Raw genomic sequence first — 23,769 nt, 5'->3', positions numbered from 1 at the left:
CTTAGATAATTGCCAGTAATTCAGCGATCGCTTGATGATTTGGATTTAGTTGCAATGCTTGTTGGAGAGCAATTCTAGAAGATTCTAGCTGATTTTGGTGAATTTTAGCTCCTAACTGAATTGCTTTTTGGTAATAAGTAATTGCTCGATCGAGTTTACCTATTCGTAACAGTGCTTCACCGATTAAGCACTGAGTTTCAGGCACAAACGGAGCCATTTGTAAAGCTATTTCCAGATATTTAAGTGCTTGCTCAATGTGATTTTCTTGTAACAATACCCTCCCCAGACTTAAGTAAGAATCAAAAAGTTGTGCCGTCAATCCAACAACTCCCTGAACAGGTTGTAATGATTTGTCTAAAAACATATTTGCTGAAGCAAAAAAGTCTTGCAGTGCGGGTGGCAAGATTACCTGAGTTTTGGGTTTTTGCTTTTCCAGTATCTCCTTTAGTTTTGTGTAGGAATAACCTAGATTTGCAAGCAAATCTTTTCCCAAAAATTCTAAGTAATTGTTAGCAGATTGCCAGATAATTGGGTTTTGTAAATTTTCTTGCCAGCGATCGCCATTTTGATTCATCGGCTTGTTCTCCTGATAAATCATAGATCGATCGCCAAATTGCCATTTTTCTGCTTCGGAATCCCCGTAACTAATGATTCCTGCATCAAAAGGAACATTGAGGAAATTACAAACTCTTTCGATTTCTATTTCGGGATTAAGCAGCAAATTCTCATATTGTAAAACTAAACTGTTGTTCTGTAAGTCAAGCATCCCTTTGGCAATCAGGCTTGGTGCTCTCAGCAAATCACCTTGATAGTACTGAATTCTCCACCAATTATCCTGAATAAAAGTGTTAAAGATAGAACAAAGAATCGCTAAGGGATTTCTCAGCAATAGGATATACTTAGCTTCGGGAAAAGTTCTGTATAATTCCGGGACAATGTAATAGTATCTTGGAGTTTTATCTAAGAAATATCTCTTCCCGGAAGTTTGCAGCAATCCTTCATATAAATGCAAATTCATTTGTCGAACTGCTTGAAAATAAGCATCTTCACCTTCTGGATGCAAATTCAAGAAGTTATCCATTGCTCTTTTACTATTCTGAATACTATATTCAGCTTGGTATCCATCCCTACGCATTGCATAAAGGGGATGTAACATAATCCAAGGTTCAGATAGAGTATAAATTTCTCGATGAGTTCCCAAAATTCGCTGAGTCAAGGTAGAGCCAGCACGGGGTTGAGAAATTAAGAATATTAAGTTTTTTTGGGAAAAAGCAGTCATTGAAAAAACCTTAAACTTTTTCTAGTCAAGTATTTTTGGCCTTTGTAGGGGCGAAGCATTCGGACGACCATTTTTGGCTCAAAGCCTAGATTTTCTGTCCGAATGCTTCGCTCCTACTGTTAACTCGCACCGTCGGTAGTTACTAACTCAATCTATCTCTGATTCAACTTATTATAAGTAGATGAATCTCCTTTAATTGCCTTACTTGTTGTGCCATTTATGCCGATCGGTAAATCACCGACAAGAGTTACTCGCTGAACGCGACGCGGTTGACTACCAAAATCATTGATTCCATAATGTTGCGTGACTCGATTATCCCAAAAAGCAATATCACCTTCTTGCCAACGCCAGCGCACAGTATTTTCAGGACGAGTAATATAAGACTGAAATAATTGCAAAATCTCCCTAGATTCACTCACAGATAAATCTTGAAACTGGCGGACAAAAGCACCAAGAAGCAAACCTCGTTCGCCTGATTCTGGATGAATACAAACAACTGGATGTAGGGTTTGATATTCAGTTGAAATAAACACTTTTTCAAATTCTTTTCGGTTCTCTGATTTACTCACAGTTGCAGCTGCATAATCAGTATAGGTATTGCTATGAACAGCCCAAAGTTGTTCGGCTAAAATACGTAATGGTGCAGGTAAATCTTCATAAGCTGTCACAGTATTAGCCCACATTGTATCTCCCCCTACTCGAGGAATTTCAACTCCTCGTAAAATTGAAGCGTAAGGAAGGCGATCGATAAATGTTACATCACTATGCCACTGATTAGTACGATTTTCTATGCGTCCATAATCGAAATCAAAAATTTCTGGGTAGCCTGGGAGGGAAGGTATAATTGGGTGTGCATTAGTGAGAGTTCCAAATCTTTGAGCGAAGGCAATTTGTTCGCTTGCATCGAGGTGTTGTTGGCGAAAGAAAATCACTTTATGCTTGATTAATGCTTGGCGAATTTCCTGAACTGTTTCATTGCTGAGAGTCTGCTTTAGAGACAGTCCGACAATTTCCGCCCCAATACGTCCAGCAATAGGAGCAATATCAAAGTTTTGATATCCTGCTGTTTGTAACTGTGTAGTTGTTTTAGCTTGAGTTGTTTTGTTCATTAATAATAACTCCTATTTGATGCTAATCTTTACGCCAATAAAGTTCTTCACAATATTGGATGTATTCGTTTCTCTGAATGTTGCCAAATGAAAACCAGGCAATATAACTGCGTAGTTCTTCGCAAGGCAAAGTTGTAATATCTTTAATGTACAAAACTTCTTGAGATTCCCAATTCAAAATATTAGTTGCTAGCAACCCGTAAAATGCTTCTTCCCAAGAATTAGCAGTTACATTAGATTTATGATGTGTAATCTTTGTATTCATTGATGAACTACCGGGACTGGTGCTTGCTAAAGCATGAATAATATCCATTGTCTGAGTTCGATATAAATCATCTGCTTTCACTATATTTGGATTGGTTTTATTCCGTAAACACCACTCCTTAATAATTAAGATGGAAAGTCGATCGGACAACATACCGATCGAATTAAGTCCCACTCCTAAATTATTCTGCACTTTAGACCGATCGTACTGGGGACGATTTAAATTTTTGTAGTTTGCGATCGTACTGTCTTTCAAATTAGCCAACTTAGCTGAAAAATCCGGCAGAAACTTCTCTAAAGGAATGATATCAGATGGTAATCTAACAGCATCCAAAAGCTGATAACTTTCAACTGTTAATCTTTGAAAATACTCTACTAACTGTTGTTTCATGTATAAGCTTTTATGGTAGGGGACTTGATGACGTAAGCTGTTGGACAAGGATAATGTAAAGCTTGAATTTGAATGTTTTTCTCTTCAAAAAATCGATCGGCCCCCTGTGCTTCTGACCATTGATGATAGGCGTATTCGTCAAACACTACAATCCCACCAATAGATACGCGATCCCAAAATGCACTCAAGGCGTTATAAGTCGGATTTTGTAAGTCTAAATCCAGATACAAACAAGATATCTTAAAGCCCGGTCTTTTCGCTACAAATTCTTGAGCAACTTGGGAAATATCACCTTTAATCAGATCGTAGCTACTGCGATCGAATCCAGCATTAATAATTAGATCGTGAACGAATCTTTCTGCGCCTTCGTCATGCTGATAACCTCTTACCTCAAATAAACCTTTCATAGAAGCTTTGTCTTGTCCAGATAAAGAATTCAATAAAGCTTCCGTGTCAAAATAGTCAAATCCGATCACTTTCTTCAAAGCATTAGGCGATAGAATCTTTTTCAGCTTTAGCCACGTTAACATCCCACTTCCTCGATAAACTCCCGCCTCCACAATGTCACCTGGTACATTAATAATTTTTTCAAAAATCAAGGTTCGCGCAACTAACTTTGCCAGTATCTTAGTATCTTCACTAAAAATAAATTTTTCAAAAGCATCATAAATTTCACTTTGCTTTTTCGTCCTTGTTTCTAAAGTAATTGAGCTAACGAAATCCGATCGCTGTTCCATCTGATTTTGAGCATCATTCATAGAAGTTTTCCCTGATTTTTAGTAAGAGAATTTTTACAGAGTTGCCTGAATAATTAAACTGAATTTTTTCTCATTTTAGAGGTCTGGATTTTCGATCGCTCTCAAACAACCTAATCCTACATCTCTCCCCAAATTTACAGCATAGCTTGTCACAAGACCTGAAGGTTTTCTGTCATTAATACAAATTCGTTCTCCTGTTGGTAAACCAAAAATTGCTACATTATGCCGCAGTCCTTGACTATTTAAAAACGACAGCGTAGCTTCACACATCTCCTCTGTACGAGCACTGAGTAAAATAATAAAATCTTTTTCAGAAATTTGTTGCCAAAATTCTTTTACTCCTGGTAGTAATAGCTCGCCATTCTCTTTATAACCGTTATGTTTAACGATAACACCATCAATATCAATTAACCAAGTTTTTGGTAAGCAACTTAATACTAATTCCGTCATTTCACTGCCTCCTCCAACCAAAACAACCCGTTATAAAAACTAGCTATAATTGAATCGTAGTCATCTTTTACATATCCTGATAACGATAGCCAAATAAGAGCGTGCAATAGCCGAATCACAGCAATTTTAGGAGAAAATGCTTCTAAAAATATCGATTCTAAATCTTGCCAACCGTTACTTTCTATACTAATATCAATACATTTATCAGTCATTTTAAGTTGAAATTGGCGACGATTAAATAAATCATAATTTCCCACCACTGAATAGTATAGTTTTGCCCAGTCATACATGGGATCGCCATAGAGCAAACTTGAGCCAAAGTAACCCCTGGGATCGATTAGCCAAACTTTACTTTGAGCGTCTACAAGCATATTAGAAAAAGTCGGATCTCCATGAACGATCGCAAATTCATCCACTTGAATTTCCTCAATTAATTGAGCAATTAATCCTTCATATTGGGGATGAAAAGGATTACGACACAGACGACCATTAACCTGAATTGTTGGTTGGTCAAAATAAGGAATTAGTTGGGCAACACTCAAGATTCTACTGTAAGTTTTCTCAACATATACATCTGTTAAAATTTCTCGATCGCTCGGCTTTCGATCGCAACTGTGAAGCAAATTTAAACTTTGGAAAATATTAGTTAAAACTTTGACTTTTTCCTGAAAGTTAACCTCTAAATTAAAAGGATGCTTTCCCTTAATTTGCGAGATAGTCATCGGGTTATCAGAAATCAAAGTAGGTACACTATTAAATCCAAATGAGTGGACAGCACGATACCAATTAAGTTCTCTTTCAATTAATGGTTCAAACTCCTTTAATCTGGCTTTTTTAATTACGCGATCACCGACTATTTCAACTGAGTTAAAAAACCGACTAACTAAGCTATTTTGTTGATACTTAGCAATGTTATCTAGAGTTCCTAATTCATGGGTTTTATCAAGAAAAATTTCGTTGAACTGTATGGGCTGTTGAGCCAGCCAACGGACACATTCTCCTGATTCTGGAATATCTTTTAGTGCTGCTTTACTGTTAAAGACAAAGAATCCTGCAACTCCTCTTTCTGTTGAAGCTTCTTCTAACAAATTTCCCGAATCATCATAAGACCACCGACATTTAAAAGAACGGCTGAGCCCAATCCAGTTTTTCCCCTCAATCTTACAATTAGGAACCTCTTCAAATAGTAAGTCACACCAGACTAATAAGAATGGAGTATCATCGGGAATGTAAATTAAAGCTCGATCGACTCCTGATAGTGTTCCTTTGGTTTTGGCTCTAATTAACTGCACCGGAACTTTAGGTGGAAAAACTTGTATATATTTTTCTATAACTTCATAGAAATGATCTCCTATAACCAAAAATTGTGCTAATGGAAAAACATCAAATAAATGATATATCAGTGGTTGACCTGCAACCGAAACTAAACACTTAGGTTTATTCCAAGTGTAGTGTTTCAATCGAGTTCCTTTGCCACCTGCCTGAGCAATCACCCAGGAAATTTTCCCTAGTTCCACAACTTATCCTTCATGATCTCAACATTCTTTTTTTACTGAAATGAACTACCGTTAGTACCTGGTAATTCAACGATTAGTCTAATCTTTGAACTTTTTCCGTACTTAAGTATAATAAATTTCTTTTTTAAAATCAAGAGGAAGAAGCTAGTAATCAAGAACATAAATAACTAAAGTTAGTCATGCCATAGATTAATCGGAGATTTCTTCAGTTTCTTTCCTTGCCAATCTCTGAATGTATCAGTATTTTAGGCTTTTTTGCTATAAGTATAGCTACTATATTTTTTTCTTAATAAAACTTAACGAATGTCCCTGAAGAAGATTCGGCTGCTCGTTAAAATATGTAAAGTTATTTGAACTTTACTTGATCAAATTGTTTTTCTACGTTAACTTACTATTTGTCAATCGTTCTGTTAATCTCATTTTATAGTTGATGTAAAAAACTAAAATATGCTTGTTTTGTATAATTTGCAACAACTGTATATAGCATTTCTCATACCAGTGAAGTGTAGGAGATATGGGTAAAACGATCCTGCTATAAAAATATAAAAAGTGCATTTATAAAAGGTGCATTTACCCAAGGTGGGGAAAGATTGTATGGTGAGGAGAAAGTAGGAGTTTTTGCATCGTGGTTAATAGTTTTGATGAGTGGTCTAGGCTTAAAGAAGTAGTTGTTGGTTCTCCTATACACTACGATACTCAGGATTTAGAACTGTCTTTTAAGGTCTTTTTTCATGATGTCGCTTACTCATCTTTTTGTTATCCTTACTATCAGAGTAACGAAAACGGTGGTAGCAAGGATAAAAGTGTTTCGCAAGAGAACTATCAAAGCAGTCAAACTTTTGCGACTCACACCCTCAAGAAACAGTATCTAGAGGAACTGAATGAGGATGTGGAGGAACTAGTTAGTACCTTACAACAATTGGATGTAAAAGTTCATAGACCGATTCCCTTAACTCGATCGATCAGATTTGAAACGCCCTATTGGAAAGCTGATTGTATCCCGGCTTTAAATATTCGGGATCAAGCGATCATTATGGGCAATGAAATTTTAGAAACACCACCCCAAGTGCGGGCTAGATATTTTGAAAATGATTTGCTCAAGCCAATCTTTTACAAATATTTTGAACAGGGGGCAAAATGGACAAATATGCCCAAGCCCATTATGACGGATAGATCCTTCGACACCTCTTATATTTCGGGTCAAAATGTACCAGCAATACAGGAAGTTTATCCACAGAATGAATCGGAATTTGATATTGGCTACGAGATCATGTTTGATGCTGCCCAGTGCATCCGGTTTGGGAAAGATATCCTAATTAATGTAGCTACCAAAAACCATTACTTAGCTTATCAGTGGTTGCAACGTCATTTTGAAGGTAAATTTAACTTCCATTTGCTATATCAGTTTGCGGATAATCACATTGATAGCATTATTTTGCCCTTAAAACCTGGTAAGCTTTTGCTACGTAACCCTCAGTTTTTCGATCGCCTACCAGAACCCTTAAAAAAATGGGATATCATCTATCCACCGGAACCAACAGAGAATATTTTTCCGACTTATGATGATGATGATTTGATCCTGACTACAAAGTACATCGATCTGAATGTGTTGTCTGTTGATGAAGATAAAATTATCGTCAATTCTCTGTTTCCAGAATTGATTAAAACTTTAGAAAAGCACGGGTTTACTGCTATCCCAGTACAGCATCGACATCGGAGAATTTTTGGGGGCGGTTTCCACTGTTTCACTCTTGATACTGTTCGCGAAGGCTCCTTGGAAGACTACTTTAGTTAACGTTCAGATATGTTGGTTTCTATTATCTCTCTTGTTTTTACTGCGGTTTTGCTGATTATCATCGGAGCCGTTTTTCTAACTCCTTTTCCTCACTGGCCTACTTACTTTAAAATCTGGCATCATATTATTTTCGATCGAGAACCGTCTATTGGTTTTAAAGATAGACGTAAGCAGGCTTTTTATCTCCTAAATTATGCGATCAAGCTACCGTTCATTGCTTTATGTTGGTGCTTGGATGACTTGTTATTTCCTCAGTATCGACAGCAGGTGATTCGCACTCCTGTTTTCGTTGTCGCTCAACCCCGCAGTGCTACGACATTTTTGCATCGCACCCTTGCATCTGATGAGAAAACGTTTTTTGGCATTCGGTTGCTGGAATGGCGCTATCCTTCGATACTATTGCAAAAGCTATTTCAGGCAACTGGTTTTTTGGAGAGAATGAGCCAAGTTAATTATTGGGGAAATAGTGACCAAGCTAAATTCGCAGAAAAAATGCACTACAGCTATCTCAATGATTATGAAGATGATGGTTTTTTATTTGAAGAGTGCTTTTTTCATCAGTTTTATGTGATTAATCGGTTTCCTTATCCTAAGTTGTTGGATAGTTTGAATAACTTTAGCAAGCTTTCCCAAAAAACTCAGGAGAGGATGTTACGAACTCAATATCAGGTAATTCAGAAAGTTCTGTATTTGCGGGGGGGAAATCTGATTTACATCTCAAAAGATAATGAGTGTTGTCAGCGATTGGAAATGATGCGTTCTTTGTATCCCGATGCTTTGTTTATCACAATTACTCGCCCTTCGGAAAGGTTCATGAACTCCTATATAACGCTAATTAACCAGTCAGCTTACTGTAAGTCGGGAGTTAATGTTAGCCAAATTCCTGATTGGGAGTCAATGCAACGATCGGTCAGAGTAGAAGCCGCCAATCAAACAATTCAGTTTTTTGAAGGTTTGCCTGAAAAGCAAAAACTTTGTTTCTCATTCGATCGCTTAACTCAAAATATTAAAGATTCGGTAGAACTCGTCTATCGCTATCTAGGTATTTCCCTAACCCCGGAACAAATCGAATATTTGGAGAATTTAGATACTCAACAAAATCTCCGAGATGCAGGTTACAAAACAGGGAATGAGCAATTTCAAGAGTTTGAATTTTTTGATCGCTTTGCTGCTGAGGTGGACAAAAATCACGCTGCTTTGTTGCAGTCAGGTAACTTAATCAAGTAGCCGATCATGGAGACGAAACAAACAGCCAAAATCTTAAGGGAATGGTTTGAAAGTTGGGCAAAAGATGACATCGAAACTGTGATTAATGGTTTGTCAGAAAATGTCATTTTTTATGCTCCTCAGAATGAACATAACAAAGCGATTCCTTATCTTGGCAAAAGAGTGGGTCGTCAGGCGGTAAGATCAGCTTTTGAAATCCGGGCGCAAACAACGCAACTATTGGATTATCAGTTGTTGGAGTTCATTGTTGAAGGCAATAAAGCCTGCATTATTTCCCGTACCCAAGAGATATGTAAACAAACCGAGCAAATTTTTGAAATTGAAGATGCCCAATTTATTGTCTTAGATGAAGAAGGCAAAATTTCCTCTTGGAGTTTCTACTTCGATCCGAATCCAGAAGTAGCTGCATTTACAGCTAACTTGGATACAGAATTAATTCAGGCTGTGCAGAATAACCAACTTTCTATTGTGCAATCTTTGTTAGCGATCGGTGCAAATGTCAATGTCAGAGATAAAGTTGCTAAAGGTGGCTTCACACCATTAATGATCGCCGCACAGCAAGGGAATGCAAAGATGGTAAGGCTGCTTTTAGATTCGGGCGCTGACCCTTATATGCTTGATAGTGCTTCTGGGGATTCAGTATTACACCAAGCTTGTCAAAGCGGAAGCATAGAAGTAATAAAGCTTTTGATTGAAGCTGGCGCATTTGTCAATGTGGTGAGTGCAAAGGTAAACCATGCAACCCCTTTACACTATGCTTTGCAACATGGACATTTTGCCTGTGCAGAGGTTTTAGTTGATGCGGGTGCGGACTTAAGTCTGACAGATGAGATGGGGGTGAAATGGATTCGTTAAAGCTATTGCAATCCTTTAAACTGGGAGATTTAGAGTTACCCAATCGTATGGTAATGGCTCCGTTAACCCGCCGACGGGCTGATTATCATCTTGCGCCGACTCCCCTGAATGCTCTCTATTATGCTCAACGGGCTGCTGCGGGGTTAATCATTAGCGAGGCTACGCAAATTTCTTCCCAAGGTACCAGTTTGCCACGAACGCCAGGAATCTACAGTCCAGAGCAAATAGCGGGGTGGCAACTGGTAACGCAAGCAGTTCATGATCGAGGCGGTCGCATTTTTCTGCAACTATGGCATGGTGGAAGATGTTCTCATCCGTCTTTGCAACCTCAAAATGCTTTACCTGTAGCGCCTAGTGCGATCGCTCCAAATGAGGAAAAAGCATTAACCGCTACCGAGGAAGAAGTAGACTTTATTATCCCCAGAGCACTCTTGACTTCAGAAATTCCTGGGATTATCGATCGATATCGTCAAGCCGCCAAAAATGCAATGCAAGCAGAAGCTGATGGTGTAGAAATTCATGGTGCCAGCGGTTATTTGCTAGATCAATTCCTCCAAGATAATAGTAACCATCGAACCGACGCTTATGGAGGCAGCATCGAAAATCGAGCTCGTTTACTAATAGAAGTGACAGCCGCTGTGATTGAGATATGGGGATCGGAGCGGGTAGGCGTGCGCTTGTCTCCTAGTAGCACATTCCAAGATATGAATGATTCTAACCCAGAAGCTTTATTCAACTATGTAGTCACTCAACTTAATTCATTGAACCTAGCTTATTTACATATTGTCGAACCCCGAATTAAAGGAAGCCATGACGATTTCAGCGTTAAGAAAATAGAACTTGGCGTGCAACATTTTCGACCTTTATATCACGGCACATTAATCACAGCAGGAGGTTATACAAAGGAAACTGGAGAATCGATTCTTGTCCAGGGTGATGCCGATCTAGTGGCTTATGGTCGATTATTTATTGCTAATCCTGATTTGCCGAAACGCTTTGCCCTTAATGCTCCTTTGAATGTTTACGATCGCTCAACGTTCACGGGTGGAGACGAACGAGGCTATTTAGATTATCCATTTTTAGAGAAATCGGAATAATTGCCATGATTAAATTTGTTGGTTAAGTGAGGTGGATTGTGATTAATCAAGTTTTGCTTGGGCTATTAGTTTTATTTGCATCGGGACTGCTTTTTTGGATTTGGGAACTTCTCGATCCATTAAAGTTGGTTGAATACCGTTCTCGGTTTTTCAGAGAATTTGGTGCTGCTATGATTTCTGCGGTCTATAGCATCATTCTTGCTTACTTTTTTGTGGCGATTGTCAAGCTAACTATTTCTCCATCGCTGATGGATTTTATCGGCTGGACAGGATTATTATCTTTACCTTTGTGGGTGCGATTATTTATTGCTTATTTTTTGAAAGATTTTAGTTTTTATGTCACACACTGGATTAAGCATAAAAATAGTATTTTGTGGTTAACGCATAATTGGCATCATTCTATCGATCAACTTTGGTGGTTAGCTGCTCAACGAGAAAGTTTAACAGATGTGCTGCTTTTTAAGGTAGGATTTCTCACTTTTCCATTGCTAGGCATTCCCCCAGAAGTCATGGTTTTTGTTGGCATTCACTATATTATTCACGACAACTGGATTCATTTGAATGTTAAGTGGCAACCCTGGATGAAGTTTATTGAGTGGTTTTATGTTACGCCTAGAGTTCATTCTATTCATCATACAGAAACAGGTTCAGTAACTAAGAACTTAGGTGCTCTTTTTACGGTATTCGATCGCTTTTTCGGCACTTATATCGATCCTGATACAGTAACCCTAGAACAGATTCAATTTGCATCAGGCGACAATGCACTTGTTACACCCCGAAAAATTATTGGGGTTTAGTTTTTCCAAAGAAGAATCAATGTCGGGAGGTAAGAGTGATTATACAAGTAATGATTGGTTGGTTAGCCACTTTTGTAACGGGCGGATTAGTTTGGTTTTTTTCAGAAAGAATCGACCCGTTACGAGATATTAAATATGCAGAACAATTCTTAAAAGAGTTTGGTGCAGCAGTTATTTCAATATTCTTTACAATCATTCTTGCATATCTTTATGGTAATCTTATTATTACACTGATTCCTGCCTCTTTTAGGGAGTGGTTAAGTAGTTTTGGTTTGCTTTCTCTGCCCTTATGGGTGCGGTTAATTTTGGCCTATCTGATTAAGGATTTTTGTTATTATGTAGCCCATTGGTGTATGCACTACAACAAATTTCTTTGGCAAACACACTTGTGGCATCATTCCATTCAACAATTATGGTGGCTTGCTGCCCAAAGAACTAGTTTTACTAGTCGGTTTTTATTTCAAGTAGGTTTTCTGGCTTTTCCCCTTTTGGCTATTCCCCCGGAAGTGATGTTTTATCTGGGATTAACTAGTCCTCTGCATGAGAACTGGACTCATTCAAATGTAAAGTGGCGTTCTTGGATGGGAATGTTGGAATGGATTTTTGTTACGCCTCGGTATCATAGCTTACACCATACGCGAGTAGGGGCTTACAATCTGGGTAGCTATTTTACTATTTTCGATCGCCTATTTGGAACCTATCTCGATCCAGAATCTATTAATCCTGATGAGCAAACATTTGGCATAAACGATGAGCCAATAACCTGGCAAAAAGTGATCGGTATTTAGTTTTTAAACTCGGAAGAAATATGGTTTATTTTGGAGTAGGGTGTGATGCAATATAGAAAGCTTGGTGATAGTGAACTATTAGTTTCTGAATTATGTTTAGGAACGATGAATTATGGAAAACAAAATACTTTAGAGGAAGCGAAAAATCAATTAAGCTATGCTCTCGATCAAGGAATTAATTTTATTGATACTGCGGAAATGTATCCCGCTCCTACCTGTGCAGAAACTCAAGGTAAAACCGAGGAATATATAGGCAAATGGTTAGTCACTCAACCACGCGATCGAGTAATTTTGGCAACTAAAATCGCAGGGCCTTCTGGTGGACAAACTTTGCCAATAACCTGGATTCGGGAAGGTAAAAATCGCATAGATCGAAAGAATATTCAAGAAGCAGTAGAAGGTAGTCTTAGACGACTCCAAACAGATTACATTGACCTTTACCAAATTCATTGGCCCGATCGATATGTGCCGTTATTTGGTGCTCCTGATTACGCTCCTAATTATGAGCGGGAAACTGTAGCGATCGCAGAACAGTTAGAAGCCTTTGGCGAGTTAGTAAAAGCCGGAAAAATTCGCTATTTAGGAGTTAGTAATGAAACTCCTTGGGGCGTATGCGAGTTTTGCCATCTAGCCCGACAATTGGGATTACCTAAAATCGTTTCCATTCAAAATGCCTTTAATTTAACCAATCGAGTATTTCAAATTCATTTAGCAGAAGCCTGTCGGTTTCATAAGGTGGGATTAATGGCTTATAGTACCCTAGCTTTTGGTCATTTAACGGGAAAATATCTCTCTCAAATCCCAGCAGGATCGAGAGTCGATTTATTCCCACAATTTGACAAACGCTACCGAAAACCTCACTTTCAAGAAGCAGTAAAAGCTTATGTGGATCTTGCCGATAAAAATGGGTTGACACCAGTGCAGCTAGCGTTAGGTTTTGTGCGATCGCGCTGGTTTGTCACTAGTGTTATTATCGCAGCTTCTACTATAGAGCAATTGCAAGAAAATATAAATTGTGTAGATGTTGTATTAAGCCCAGAAATTTTGACTGAAATCGATCGCATACACGCTCGATATCCCAACCCAGTTCCCTAATAGACATCTCCAACAAATAATCTCAAAGGCAGGCAGGATGCCTACCCCACAAAAGTTTTTGGAGATGTCTAATTATCATTCTAAATTTTGAGAAGAAATCTATGAACTTACTTAATAATCCAGCCGCTTGGAAAGGCGACGAACTACTCAAATCTAAATACTGGAACTACCACCTAAGCCCAAAGGAAATAGGAGAAATTGAATCAATTCTCGACAATCTTAAAACATCCAATAAAGAAGCCATTAAGTTTAACCAACTTCAAAAAACCTTAATTGATATTTCCGAAGAATTAGAGAATGGCAGAGGAACTGTTTTATTAAAAGGTATTCCTGTCGATCGATATTCAGATACAGAACTCGCTGAATTTCACCTAATTTTATGTCAGCAAATGGGTATTCCCATTCGCCAATCAGGTTTAAATTGGGATTCCCATAAGCGAGAAAAAACTCAATTTGTTACTTACATCAGAGCCGAAGCTAGTTCTTCGGAAAATGGTAAACAGTCTACAGACGCATTCGGCTTTCATACCGATCGCTATGATGTACTCAGTTTACTCTGCGTTAGACAAGCGCGAATTGGTGGAGAAAACCGTTTGGCAAGTGCCATTACCATCTACAATGAAATGCTGCAATCTCATCCTGAAATAGCCGAAAGTTTGTTTCAGGAAATACCCTGGGTTTATGAAGGAGAGGGAGGCTGGATCAACTATCCTATATGGCAGATTCACAAAGGTAAATTTACCACTCAACTTTCCGGTACTTATGCACGTTTGAGCCAATTTATTGAAGGCGCACCTCGACTTAGTGAGCAACATAAACAAGGTCTAGATTTATTACAAACCATCGGGAGCGAAGTTGGCACAACTTTCAAATTAAAACCAGGAGATTGGCTGATGGTAAACAATCATTTGGTTTATCATGCTCGTGCTTCCTGGGAAGTTGAATTAGGAGATTACGATCGCCTACTGCTCAGAGTTTGTTTTTCGCCTCGTAATAGTCGAGAATTACCCAATACTAACCCATTCAAATGTATTTGGCGATCGGTAGAAGCAGGTCAGCCCAGAGGTGGTTATTTACCTAATTATCACCTGCCCCCAGACCAACCTATTAACTCGACGTTATCAGAAAAGGAGGCTTATTGGTTAGATCGTTATCTCAAAGTTAGATGGGTAGGAGCAGAGCAAATAAAGTAGAGGATTTTTATGAAAACAGAATTTAAAACAGTGTCAAATCAATCTAATGAAGAAATGGCTACTTTAGCCAATTGTGCAGCCGCCTGGAAAGGAGATGAATTACTAAATTCGACCTACTGGAATTATCAATTGACTTCTGTGGAAGTTGAGGAAATAAATAAGATCCCCGACTTCTTGGAGAAGTCGGGGATCTTAGACAATCTAAACCAATTTAATCAACTCAGCAAAACTTTAGCTGGTGTTTGTGAAGAATTGGAAAATGGCAAAGGAGCCGTTCTCTTAAAAGGATTTCCTGTCGATCGCTATTCAGAAGAGGAAATAGCTAAAGTTTACCTAGCAATGTGTAGACTTATGGGAATGCCAATCAGAGAATCTAATTCAAACTTTGATTCCCCTAAGAGAAATCAAACCCAATTTATCACTTATATCAGAGCAGAAGCAGCTGATTCAACTCAAGAAGGAAAACAGTCTAACGATGCGTTTAAATTTCACACCGATCGCTGTGATGCTAATAGCTTACTTTGTATTAGACAAGCCAGAACAGGAGGAGAAAACTACTTAGCTAGCGCCATTACAATCTATAACGAAATGCGTCAATCTCATCCCGATATTGCAGAAGAATTATTTCAGGAAATTCCCTTTTTCTTTGAAGGAGAAAAGAATTGGACTACCTACCCTTTGTGGTGTATTCACAAAGGCAAATTTACCACCCAATATTCCAGTGCTTATGTTTCGTTAAGCCAGTTAATTCCCGATGCTCCGCGACTTACCGAAAAGCAAAAGCAAGGGTTAGAACTTTTACAAGAAATTGGTTTAAGAGTAGGAATAAAAATCAGGGTAGAGCCAGGTGATTGGTTAATTACTAACAATCATGTTATCTATCACTCTCGAACATCTTGGCCTATTGAAGGAGGACAATACGATCGATTACTTTTACGCGCTTGGTACACCCCATTTAATAGTCGAGAACTACCCAACACGCCATCATTTAAAACCTTTTGGGGAGCGGTAGAAGCCGGAAAACCAAAAGGAGGTTTTTTACCAAATCATCCCACACCCCCAGACCAACCAATTACCGAACCTTTATCAGAAAATGATGCCTACTGGCTAGCTAAATATATGAAAGGAAGATGGAGAGGAGTTGATAACATTAAATGATATACCAGCAAAGAAACTTCAACATTCATCATATCCAAACATTCCCCCATCAACATTGCTATGGCATGGGACTTGGCGTGATTATTTTAGATGAACAATACCCCGGATTTCCTGGTGATACTCGTAACGCTAGTGCCTATCCGTTTCCGATTCAATATGAAATTGCTGAAGGTTTGGATGGGAAAGAATTACTGTTTAATACTGATAAAACATCTTATCTCGCTCCCATTCAAAAAGCAGCAAAGAAATTGGAGAAAATTGGGTGTCGCGCGATCGCAGGAGAATGCGGTTATTTCGCCTATTTTCAAAAGGAAATTGCAGGCTATGTTAAAGTTCCTGTTTTCATGTCCAGCTTATTACAAGTGCCTTTGGCACAAAATTTGATTGGCAATAATCAGGTTGTTGGTATCATCGCCTTCTCGAAAAATGTTTTAACATCAATTCATCTAGAAGCTGTCGGTATTCAACCAAACAGCAATTATGTGATTGAGGGAATTATGGAGTCGGGGATTTGTCCTGAAATTACTAATCTTTATATGAATCCCGATCCATTATCACGAGGAGCAAACTATGAGAGAATTGAGCAAGAATTGACCGAACTAGCTGTTAATTTTTATCAGCGTTACCCGCAAATGGGAGCCTTACTTCTAGAATGTTCTGGAACTCCACCCTTTGCGCGATCGATCCAACAGGCGATTCGTCTTCCGGTTTTTAGTTGGGGTACTTTATTAGATTATGCTTATTCCGTCGTCGTTCATCGTGACTTTTATGGTCATGTTTAATAGACATCTCCAACAAAGAATCTCAAAGGCAGGCAGGATGCCTACCCTACAAGAATTATTGGAGATGTATAATGAATACTGACTTATTGAAGAAGTCGGAGAACTCAAAAGAAAAACACTCTAAATTTACCGATAATGTCACTAGAATCTCCACTCGAACAACCTCCCTTATTATCAGAACAGAAAGCTAGATTAATTCCTTATGTTGCTCTTTTAATTGCACTTTTAGCGATCGGTCTAGGCCCGATTTTTGTGAGATTTAGCATTGCTGAAATTGGAGCTAATGCTACAACCTTTAATCGCTTTTGGATTGCTGGGGTAATTTTTGGAATTTGGAACGGATTTTCGGCTATGCGTCAAAATGCACCTGAAAAAGTTGTTCGAGAATCAAAACAGCTTTACACCCCAAAAACACTAGGTTTGCTGTTACTAGTAGGTTGTTTGTTTGCCGCAATCCAACTTTTTTGGGCTTTGTCTCTCACCCAAACTACTGTGGCAAGTTCCGTAACAATTTTGCATGGTTTGCGTCCCCTGCTGACGACTTTAGGAGGATGGATTTTATTCAAAAACCGCTACGATCGCAAATTTTTAATTGGCATGATCATAGCCATTCTAGGTTCTATTTTTATTGGATTCAATGATTTTTCAGTTTCTATTCATAAGCTTCAAGGGGACTTATTAGCAGTACTTTCTGCTTTATGCTCTACTTTGGAACTCCTAATTATGGAACACCTACTCACCAAATTCAACACTCAAACCTTAATGCTTTGGTGTTGTGTTATTGGGTCGTTTGTGATATTTAGTGTGTTGGCGATCGTCAACCAAGATTTTTTTCCCATCTCATTACAAGGCTGGGCAGCTGTTATTGCTTTAGCCCTATTTTCTCAAGTAATTGGTCATGGATTAATCATCTATTCTCTTAACTATTTATCATCAGGAGTAGTTGCTGTTACTATGCTTCTCGATCCAGTAATTAGCGCTCTTTTCGCCTGGTTTATTTTAAGCGAACATATAACTATTTTAAACGTAATATTATCCTGTATAGTTTTATTGGGTATATATGTCTCTTTGTCGAGTAATTATGCAGTTAAAGCAAGTGTTGAATCCATCGAAGTTAAAGCTGAAACGCTTCTTAGCTGATCGCTTTTCGATCAAGATTAACAAATTAGAAATTGAGGAGAAATTAAACTAATGGTTGCCAACTTTGAAGAACTGAATGATGCCCAAACAAATCAACAACTTGATAACCACTTAAATCATAGTTATCTAAAAACCTTGCAGTTGATCAACAACAATAAAGACACCTTAAAAATGGACGATCTAGTATTACTGTTGTATGGTCATTCTGCTTTCCAGAATTTGTATGCAGGTTGTGAATTAGGCTTGTTCGAGTTACTTTGGAAACATCCCGATCTTTCTCAAACAGAAATTGCTCAACATCTTCAACTAGAAGCCTATCCAACTAAAGCACTGTTACTAGGACTAACAGCTTTAAAACTGATTCAAAAAGTTGACGATAAATATCGCAATAGCTTAGTGATTCAGATGCTATTTCTGGAAAATACATGGAAAGAATTCTATGATGTTGTTCTGTTTGAAGCCAAAATTGTTTATCGTGGATCGATCGATTATGTAGAATCGCTAAAGCAAAATAGAAATGTAGGTTTGCGGCAGTTTCAGGGACAAGGGCCTGATTTGTACAATCGTCTTCATGAAGATCCCGGGTTGGATAAAGTGTTTTACAACTTTATGGGATCTTGGTCAAAATTAGTTACTCCTTTGTGGTTGAAGAAAATTGATTTTTCTAATTTTCAATCAGTTGTAGATGTGGGCGGTGGTGATGCGACAAATTCGATCGCATTAGCCGAAGCTTTCCCCAATGTTAAAATTACTTTGATGGATATTCCAGACAGTTGTAAAATTGCTCAAAGTCGTATCGATGAAAAGCAATTAACAGACCGAATTCAGGTAGTAGGGGGAGATATTTTCGTTGATGAATTTCCCAAAAACCAAGACTGTTTCCTCTTTATTCATGTTTTGGTCATCTGGTCTTTAGATAAAAATACAACCTTGCTTCGTCGAGCATATCAAGCCCTCAAACCTGGCGGTTATTTGATCATTTTTAACATGATGACATCCGATGAAGAAGATGGGCCACTGATGGCGGCGCTCGATTCATCTTACTTTGTTTCGATTCCCCACGAAGGAGGCATGATTTACTCTTGGAAAGATCATGAACAATGCTTGAGGGATGCAGGATTTAGTCAAATGAAACGTATTTACTCTGACTTTTGGGCACCCAGCGGTATTATCGTTGCTACTAAATAGCTTCTCATGGTAAATCAACCCAGATTAATACTAAATCTGGGTTAAAAACCCCTTTTAAAATAAACCACTTTAGGACGCAGAGAATACAACTAACTTAGAAAAATTGACTTATGAAACAGGTAGAAACATTGAACTCTCCTGTCTGGTGGCAGAGAATTCAATACATTACAAATCCAGTCGGTTATTGGAAGAGTGCTTATCAAACTCATTCAGATGCTTTTTGGGCAAAAGGAATAGATTTTGGCACTCCTTTGCTGGTGTTTTATACGCCGGAAGCTGCCCAGCAAATTATTGAAAATCGTCATGGACACCTGTCTACAACTACTTTTGAAAGTGAACTGAAAGCAATTTTTGGTGATAGTTCTTTTTTTACTCTGGAAGGTACAAGCCATCTCCAGGCAAGAAAGCTGTTAATCCCAATGCTTCATGGTAAACATATTCGGTCTTATGGGCAATTAATTTGTGATTTGGTGAACGATGTATTGGACTCAGTGCCAATCGATCGACCTTTTTCAGTTTTGGATGTTGCCCAGGATATATCCATGCAAGTAATGATTAATCTTTTGTTTGGTTCTTATCAGGAAGAACGGTATCAAGAGATTAAGCACTTGATGTTTGAAATGGTGAATTTGTTTGCTTCAAATATTGCTGGCATTCCTCTATTTTTTAGGTTTTTGCAGCGGGATTTAGGGGCGATGAGTCCCTGGAAAAAATTCCTGAAGCAGCGGCAGCAAATGAAAGAGATAATTTATGGTGAAATTGCCGATCGCCGTGATCATGCCGATCAAAATAGAACGGATATTCTAACTTTGCTAATGTCTGTAACTGATGAACAAGGCAATACTTTGACCGATGATGAGTTAATGGGGCAGGTGCTATCGCTGTTATTTACAGGCAACGAATCAACTGCTGCTTCAATGTCTTGGTTGTGGTATAACGTCTATCGTGATGCTGAAATTAAGGCTAAATTATTGGCAGAATTAAATAGTTTAGAATTATCTTCCGATCCTCTTAATATTGTTCGTTTACCTTACTTAAGTGCAGTTTGTAATGAGACTTTACGGATGTATCCTGTAACCATGTTTATGATTCCCAGAATGGTGAAATCAGTAACAGAAATTATGGGTTATCGAGTCGATCCGGGAACGTTAATTACGGTGGGAACCTATGTTGTTCACCATCGGGAAGATATTTACCCAGAACCCAATGTTTTCAAACCGCAGCGTTTTCTCGATCACAACTTTTCTCCTTATCAATTTCTCCCATTTGGTGGGGGTTTGAGAGGTTGTATTGGCGGAGAAATCGCTCTTTATTTACTGAAGCTATCGGTAGCGATCGCAGTTTCTCACCACTCCCTAAAATTAGTAAATCAACACCCAATTAATCCTCAGCGCCGTAACACGATATTAACGCCAATGGGACTGAAGATTATCAAAAATATTGCCTGAATTTGTCATTAAATTATTGCGTTTTTTACAATATAATGAAAACTCAAACAAAGGTTAAAAAACATAAATTTCAGCGTCATCTCACTTTGTTGACGGAAGAAAGACAAAGGCAATTAAAAGCGTTAAAAACTCAGTTAATTGAGGAGCAAGCCGATCCTTTATCAGGGATGGGAAATTCTCAAAATAATTTCATTACCAAATTGTTAGATTCAATTCCGATTTTTCGACTTTTGCGACTTAGGCAAACTGTCCATCCAAAAGAAATGCTGGGGGATAATGTGGAAAACTATGAAGTTCTGTTTTCTCCTGAAAGAGTCGAGTTTGGTGTTAATGAAATCGATCGAGAATTTCTCAAAGTTTGCCTGTATTACAAAGCGGAATATTTCGCTCGATCGGAAATATTTGTCTGTGATGTTGTACCAGCTTATATTCATATTGGTCTAGGAACTATTTGTAGCCAAGATTTTAGACCGATCGTTGATTCCGGGATGCAATATCGCGTCAAAATAGCAAGATGGAGATTGGGATACTTCGATCGTCTAAAGCTTTTATGGGCAGAACATTTACCTGTTACAGCTGTCTATATTTTTTCGCTTTCAGCAGAGAACTTTTGGCACTTTTTATATGACTGTGTACCTAGAATATATTCGGCTATTCTTGCGAGGTCTGATCAAAAATTAACGGTTATTGTACCTGACTCTTTACCTGATTCTTTTAGAGAATTGCTAGATTGTGTCCTCCCAGATAATTTCCAAACAATATATGTTCCGCAAGGTTCTTGGGTTAAGGTCGATCGCCTTGTTATGCCCTCTTATGTCAGTCGTTGTGAGAATGGATTTTTACCCTCTCAATATTATGAATACATTAGAAACTGTGTATTCAAGAAATATGATCTAACTCCTGCCAAAAACCCCACTGAGCGAATTTATATTTCCCGCAACCATGCAAAACATCGCAGAATTCTCAACGAAGATCGGATTATTGAATACCTAACAAACTATGGATTTAAGCCAGTTGTTCTGGAAAAAATGTCATTTCGACAACAGGTAGAACTTTTTACTAAAGCGGAAATCATTGTAGCGCCACACGGCGCAGGTTTAGCAACAACTCTCTTTTCAGGGAAAATCAAGATACTTGTTCTGTATCCAGAAACTTTTCCCACACCATTTTTCTTTACCCAATTCAAAGGACTTGGACAAGAACATTACTTTATTGTTCACGATCAGTTTGATGAAAATGCTGATTTTGAAGTAGATATGTCTGAATTTAAACGAGTGCTACATGAACAAATGAAGCTGAAATAATAGTAACGAAATTAACACAATAACTGATTGAGGAATGATCATGGATGACAATAAATTGGCAAATCATATAACAGTTGCAGAACAGCGTTCAGTTGTTTGTCTAGTTGGTACTTTGCGAGCAGTAGATTTAACCTATAAAAATTTGATTGAAAAGGTAATTCAACCTTTGAATGCTGATTTAATATTCTGTGTGTCTCGGATGAATTACGAAGATGAAGCTATGATAAATAAGTTTAAAAATTGCAATATAGTTGATGTCTGTATTTATGAGGAAGCCAAAGATAGCTACCAGGATTTTTTGCATAGTTTTTTCAGTCAAATAACTCCAGAAAACCGAACTGAATGGGGTAAATATTTCGAGATTGAAGGGAATTGGTTAGGTGGAATAGAAGGACGAAGAGGTTCTGGATTTCATTTGAATTTTAATTATTATAAACTACTTGAAAGACTACGAAGTTTTCAAAAAATTAGTTCTGAATATCAGAAATTTGTAATTACAAGAACAGATCTTTTTTGGCTGGTAGAGCATCCACCATTAAATTTATTAAATTCAAACTTTATCTGGATACCTACTGGAGAAAATTATAATGGGTACAACGATCGCCATGCAGTTTGTAGTAATCAAAATGTTTCTGATTATTTGAGTTTGCTTGAACTAATGCTCAATTTTAAAGCATTAGAGTATATTTATAATAATCTTGATGAAAATAACTTAAACCATGAAAGACATCTGAAGAGTCATTTAGACTACTGTGGAGTAAAAGTTGCCAACTTTAAGAATGTAGCTTATCTGACTGGAGATAAACAAACCTTAACGAACTGGGCTCCTGTAAAAACAAAAAATGTTGATGGAGTAGAGTATGCCTATAAATATGAGCAAGAGTTATTAAGCTCTCTGGAAAATATGAAAGAATTTGCAATTCATAAAACTTGGGATAAGATGATTTTTGTAACAGACAAAGAAAGCAATTAAGGATATTTTGAATAGTTTTTTGGTTTTGATTTTTGCGATCGAACTGATTCAAGTCAAATGTTAGGTTAAAGTCCAATGTAGGTTTAAAAATGTTCAGCTATGAGTCTATTAGAGAACAACTTAAAAGCGTAATTGAAAAAGAAATTAGCGCAGTATCAAAACTTTGTGAAACCATTGACGAATCATGGTTAAAGGCTGTGCTGATGATTCGAGATTGTAAAGGGAAATTAGTTGTTTCGGGAATTGGTAAAAGTGGGAATATTGGTCAGAAAATTGCAGCTTCATTTACATCTACAGGAATGCCAGCAATCTTCGTTCATCCAACTGAAGCCAGTCATGGAGATTTGGGTTTATTAGATAACAGAGATATACTTTTTGCTCTTTCTGCTTCAGGTCAAACAACTGAATTACTAGACATCATGCAATATGCTTTCCAGCAAAGAATATCAATTATTTTAGTTACTAAAAACCCCACCAGTTCCCTAGCCCATTTTGCCAATATTATCTTGCAAATCCCTAATATTCCTGAAGCTTGTCCAAACGGTTTGGCTCCTACCACTTCAACAACTTGCCAACTAGTATTAGGTGATGCGTTAGTTGTAACTGTCATGGCTTTACGTGGTTTTAGCGCGGAAAATTTTCAGCAATTTCATCCCGGCGGTAACTTAGGTGCATTACTTATTCCAGTAAAGAATTTTATGTATAAGGACGATCGAATACCTCTGATTGGCTTAGGTGCATCTATCAAAGAAGCTATTATTGAAATGAACTCCAAAAGCTTAGGATGTGTTGGTATTGTCAATCAGCGAAATCAGTATGTCGGAATTTTTACAGATGGAGATCTTCGTCGAAGTTTAGAAGCTCAAGTGTCCTTAGAAGAACCTGTTAGCCAATATATGACACCCTCACCCCTACGTATTTCGCCAGAGATGACTGTATCAGAACTAATTAATTTTTTCAAAGAAAAAACAGTTCCTAATGTTTTTGTTGTAGAAAAAAAGATGCCGATTGGGATTGTTCACGTAAATCAACTAGCTTCAATTTCTGGGTCATCAGACATCATAAATTAAGTAGGGCTTGCTGAATAAAGTCTGCGATCGCTTTTGTCAGAATCAAACAAGGAATCAAGGGGTCAAATAAACAAGTAGATATGGGCTGATA

General features: G+C 37.9%; 22 protein-coding genes. 16 read left to right on the top strand and 6 right to left on the bottom strand.

From position 1 onward, the window contains the following. Position 1: 1 nt before the first annotated feature. From ACE1CC_RS22400 to ACE1CC_RS22375, 6 genes are all read right to left on the bottom strand, one after another. A complete protein-coding gene (locus tag ACE1CC_RS22400) occupies positions 2-1,279 on the bottom strand; it encodes a sulfotransferase (RefSeq protein WP_413272653.1) in 1,278 nt (425 codons plus the stop codon). Positions 1,280-1,431: 152 nt separating this feature from the next. Further along, positions 1,432-2,388, bottom strand: a complete 957-nt coding sequence (locus ACE1CC_RS22395; protein WP_413272652.1) for a TauD/TfdA dioxygenase family protein — start codon at positions 2,386-2,388, stop codon at positions 1,432-1,434. A gap of 22 nt (positions 2,389-2,410) precedes the next feature. Next, on the bottom strand, positions 2,411-3,043 hold the full coding sequence (locus ACE1CC_RS22390) for a hypothetical protein (protein ID WP_413272651.1): 633 nt from the start codon (positions 3,041-3,043) through the stop codon (positions 2,411-2,413). Then, positions 3,040-3,801: a TylF/MycF/NovP-related O-methyltransferase gene (locus ACE1CC_RS22385; RefSeq protein WP_413272650.1), complete on the bottom strand. Its 762-nt coding sequence runs from the start codon at positions 3,799-3,801 to the stop codon at positions 3,040-3,042. Before ACE1CC_RS22385 ends, ACE1CC_RS22390 begins: the two co-directional genes overlap by 4 nt. A gap of 75 nt (positions 3,802-3,876) precedes the next feature. After that, positions 3,877-4,251, bottom strand: coding sequence for a hypothetical protein (locus ACE1CC_RS22380; protein WP_413272649.1), 375 nt, complete (start codon positions 4,249-4,251; stop codon positions 3,877-3,879). After that, positions 4,248-5,768, bottom strand: coding sequence for an NTP transferase domain-containing protein (locus tag ACE1CC_RS22375; protein ID WP_413272648.1), 1,521 nt, complete (start codon positions 5,766-5,768; stop codon positions 4,248-4,250). The genes ACE1CC_RS22380 and ACE1CC_RS22375 overlap by 4 nt, the downstream gene beginning before the upstream one ends. A gap of 622 nt (positions 5,769-6,390) precedes the next feature. Between ACE1CC_RS22375 and ACE1CC_RS22370 the strand changes: the two genes are divergently transcribed. The 16 genes from ACE1CC_RS22370 to ACE1CC_RS22295 all read left to right on the top strand — a co-directional run bounded on the left by ACE1CC_RS22370 (position 6,391) and on the right by ACE1CC_RS22295 (position 23,678). Beyond that, positions 6,391-7,563, top strand: a complete 1,173-nt coding sequence (locus tag ACE1CC_RS22370) for a glycine amidinotransferase (protein WP_459563895.1) — start codon at positions 6,391-6,393, stop codon at positions 7,561-7,563. A 9-nt stretch (positions 7,564-7,572) separates the two neighbouring features. Next, a complete protein-coding gene (locus tag ACE1CC_RS22365; RefSeq protein WP_413272646.1) occupies positions 7,573-8,790 on the top strand; it encodes a sulfotransferase in 1,218 nt (405 codons plus the stop codon). 6 nt (positions 8,791-8,796) lie between these two features. After that, a complete protein-coding gene (locus ACE1CC_RS22360; RefSeq protein ID WP_413272645.1) occupies positions 8,797-9,645 on the top strand; it encodes an ankyrin repeat domain-containing protein in 849 nt (282 codons plus the stop codon). Continuing rightward, positions 9,633-10,742, top strand: a complete 1,110-nt coding sequence (locus ACE1CC_RS22355; RefSeq protein ID WP_413272644.1) for an alkene reductase — start codon at positions 9,633-9,635, stop codon at positions 10,740-10,742. Before ACE1CC_RS22360 ends, ACE1CC_RS22355 begins: the two co-directional genes overlap by 13 nt. A 38-nt stretch (positions 10,743-10,780) precedes the next feature. Further along, the gene (locus ACE1CC_RS22350) at positions 10,781-11,539 is read left to right on the top strand and encodes a sterol desaturase family protein (protein ID WP_413272643.1); all 759 of its coding nucleotides are present in this window, start codon (positions 10,781-10,783) and stop codon (positions 11,537-11,539) included. A 35-nt stretch (positions 11,540-11,574) separates the two neighbouring features. Beyond that, on the top strand, positions 11,575-12,327 hold the full coding sequence (locus ACE1CC_RS22345; RefSeq protein ID WP_413272642.1) for a sterol desaturase family protein: 753 nt from the start codon (positions 11,575-11,577) through the stop codon (positions 12,325-12,327). 45 nt (positions 12,328-12,372) lie between these two features. After that, entirely contained in the window at positions 12,373-13,422 is a 1,050-nt protein-coding gene (locus ACE1CC_RS22340; protein ID WP_413272641.1) for an aldo/keto reductase, read from the top strand. A gap of 101 nt (positions 13,423-13,523) precedes the next feature. Then, a complete protein-coding gene (locus ACE1CC_RS22335) occupies positions 13,524-14,615 on the top strand; it encodes a TauD/TfdA family dioxygenase (protein ID WP_413272640.1) in 1,092 nt (363 codons plus the stop codon). 9 nt (positions 14,616-14,624) lie between these two features. After that, positions 14,625-15,773 carry a TauD/TfdA family dioxygenase gene (locus tag ACE1CC_RS22330; protein WP_413272639.1) on the top strand — a complete coding sequence of 383 codons (1,149 nt, stop codon included), beginning with the start codon at positions 14,625-14,627 and terminating at the stop codon, positions 15,771-15,773. Then, entirely contained in the window at positions 15,770-16,555 is a 786-nt protein-coding gene (locus ACE1CC_RS22325; protein WP_413272638.1) for an aspartate/glutamate racemase family protein, read from the top strand. The genes ACE1CC_RS22330 and ACE1CC_RS22325 overlap by 4 nt, the downstream gene beginning before the upstream one ends. A gap of 135 nt (positions 16,556-16,690) precedes the next feature. Then, on the top strand, positions 16,691-17,695 hold the full coding sequence (locus ACE1CC_RS22320) for a DMT family transporter (RefSeq protein ID WP_413272637.1): 1,005 nt from the start codon (positions 16,691-16,693) through the stop codon (positions 17,693-17,695). A 51-nt stretch (positions 17,696-17,746) separates the two neighbouring features. Continuing rightward, positions 17,747-18,883 (top strand): methyltransferase, encoded by a 1,137-nt coding sequence (locus tag ACE1CC_RS22315; protein ID WP_413272636.1) that lies wholly within the window; start codon positions 17,747-17,749, stop codon positions 18,881-18,883. A gap of 110 nt (positions 18,884-18,993) precedes the next feature. After that, positions 18,994-20,331, top strand: a complete 1,338-nt coding sequence (locus ACE1CC_RS22310) for a cytochrome P450 (RefSeq protein ID WP_413272635.1) — start codon at positions 18,994-18,996, stop codon at positions 20,329-20,331. A 35-nt stretch (positions 20,332-20,366) separates the two neighbouring features. Continuing rightward, positions 20,367-21,635 (top strand): glycosyltransferase family 61 protein, encoded by a 1,269-nt coding sequence (locus tag ACE1CC_RS22305; RefSeq protein ID WP_413272634.1) that lies wholly within the window; start codon positions 20,367-20,369, stop codon positions 21,633-21,635. Positions 21,636-21,675: 40 nt separating this feature from the next. Further along, the gene (locus ACE1CC_RS22300) at positions 21,676-22,608 is read left to right on the top strand and encodes a DUF7796 domain-containing protein (RefSeq protein ID WP_413272633.1); all 933 of its coding nucleotides are present in this window, start codon (positions 21,676-21,678) and stop codon (positions 22,606-22,608) included. A gap of 89 nt (positions 22,609-22,697) precedes the next feature. Further along, a complete protein-coding gene (locus ACE1CC_RS22295; RefSeq protein ID WP_413272632.1) occupies positions 22,698-23,678 on the top strand; it encodes a KpsF/GutQ family sugar-phosphate isomerase in 981 nt (326 codons plus the stop codon). The last annotated feature ends 91 nt before the right edge of the window (positions 23,679-23,769 follow it).

The sequence above is a fragment of the Floridaenema aerugineum BLCC-F46 genome (genome assembly GCF_041929345.1).
Classification (GTDB): Bacteria; Cyanobacteriota; Cyanobacteriia; order Cyanobacteriales; family Aerosakkonemataceae; genus Floridanema; species Floridanema aerugineum.
Note: the sequence above shows the minus strand (reverse complement) of the source record. Positions and strands in the feature narration are given on the sequence as shown.